At 37.8% G+C, this 2,046-nt stretch carries 2 protein-coding genes; both read left to right on the top strand.

Annotated features, from left to right (window positions below; genetic code table 11):
- Positions 1–480: hypothetical protein (locus QMD21_07620; GenBank protein MDI6856631.1), on the top strand; the 480-nt coding region annotated here is incomplete at its 5' end.
- A gap of 100 nt (positions 481–580) precedes the next feature.
- Positions 581–1,810, top strand: a complete 1,230-nt coding sequence (locus QMD21_07615; GenBank protein MDI6856630.1) for an MFS transporter — start codon at positions 581–583, stop codon at positions 1,808–1,810.
- The last annotated feature ends 236 nt before the right edge of the window (positions 1,811–2,046 follow it).

Genomic DNA, 2,046 nt, shown 5'->3' with positions numbered 1-2,046 from the left:
GTGGGAGTAAAGGGTGTGTGGGAAAAAGCTCGGAATAGCGTTGTTGAACTTACAAAAGCTTCCATAGATACTGGTTTGATTTCCGTAGTTATGAACTTTAATATTAATGAAATAGATGATATTATCGACTTTGCTCTGTCGCGAGGGGTTCAAAGGATATGGATAAACGAGGTTGTTCCGTTTGGGAGAGCATACTTGAACAGAGAGTTAATTATTCCACAGCAATCTGTACTCGACGAAATTAAAGTACGTCTGCAAGATAAGTACAAAGATGATATTGAAAAGAAAAGGTTGTATGTCAACATTGGCATATTGGAAGACTTAAAAGATCGTGTTGAACATGTTCAGCCAATGTTCGTAATAAAACCAAATTCTCAAGTAAGAGTTTCAGACGGTTTACCATTAATCGTCGGAAATCTTCTAAAAGATGACCCTCATATTTTGTGGAATAAAGTCAACACAAGCGTTAGAGATCCCTGATAAAAACATTTGTTAATCAGCTTGCCAGCGTAAACGACCTTCCGAAAATTAATAATCTTTGTAGCCATTTTATTATCGACGAAAGGGTGATTAAGTACATTTGAAAACTCTAATTAAAAAAGAAGTTCAAGCTATCAAAAGTGTAATTGCTTCACGAAACATCGTAGTATTACTATTTTCAGCCTATCTTACTGGTTCTGTTTTCGGCTTTTTTTATTGGGCTTTATCATTAATTGTTAAGAGAGTTGGTGGAATAGAGATGGTAGGTCTTCTCTTTGCAATGACCTATATACTCTCGTTTTTTTGCCCTCTTCTTGGTGGAGTTGCTTCTGATATGTTTGGAAGAAAAAGAGTCATAGTGGCCAGTTCGTTAATCGATCTTTTTGGCGTATTCTCGCTTTTTTTGGCCGAGACGTTAAATAATATTGCTTTACTGACGGTGGGTTTTTTGATGTACGAGGGAGCTTCAACTATAGGTTCTCCTGCGATTTATGCTATCGCAGCTGAGTCTGTTGATGAGAAGAGTATCGGAGTATGTTACTCAATCCTTCAAATGTCAGGTTTAGCAGCATGCGGCATCGGCTCGTTGATTTTAGGCTTCGCTTTTGAAATCTCAGCAGTTAACGCTTTGGCAATCTGTATAATTCTAGTGATAGGCGCCCTCTTTTCTAGATTGTTTTTACGGGAAACCCTTAAGACTAGACAGAAGGGAAGAAAATATATAGAAGAATGTGTTCGCCCTTTAAAATCGCTTCGACAATTAAGCATGATACACTTTTTCCTTATTTTTTTAACAGTCTTAATCGGAGTTGAAACCTCCATCGATGGACCTTATTATTCGATATTTATGGACAGCGTCCTTAAAATAGATGCGTCTACTATTGGCCTAGTTTTCGCCTTAATCCCAATTAGTCAAGCCATGATTCAGCCTGTAGCTGGAAGAGTCACTGATAAGCTGGGCCCATTAACCTCGATTTTTATAGGCAATTTGGTTGGCGCTATATGCGTACTATTCTTTATCCTAAGTCCAACAAAATTCATCGCAGCAAGTTCGCTCATTATCGCATCCATGATTGGCTCCTTTCATAACGTAGGCTATAGGACACTCATAGCGAAGGAAAGCGAAGCATCACATAAGGCCCTAGCTTTTGGCTCCCTGGATGCGCTCTCAGCCTTGAGTTCCATGCCGTTTCCAGCAGTAGGGGCTGTGCTTTGGCAATTATCAACAATTTTACCATTTGTAGTATCAATTGTACTTTCATTGATAATTGCAATGATAACCCTAATAGTAAGCTTGTCGAAGAGAAATAATAAAAATGAAAAGTTTTAGTTCCCAACAATTTTGTCAGACGACAGAATAGAGTTGCTCGCGCGCATATTTTTCCTCCAAAGCTAGAATATACTTCGGGTCTAATGTTTTCATACTCTTTTTCTCCACTTTATGGTTTATGTGCAGTTATAAGATATAATTGTTGGCGATTTATCAAGAAAGAGTTTTATACAGTTTCAAAATTATTGTGCAATAACTTTGGTGATAAAGGTTGGATTTTGAATTAACCGCTGAAC

The organism is Candidatus Thermoplasmatota archaeon, assembly GCA_030018475.1.
GTDB lineage: Archaea > Thermoplasmatota > JASEFT01 > JASEFT01 > JASEFT01 > JASEFT01.
The sequence above is the reverse complement of the archived record's forward strand: the minus strand, read 5'-3'. Positions and strand labels throughout refer to the sequence as shown.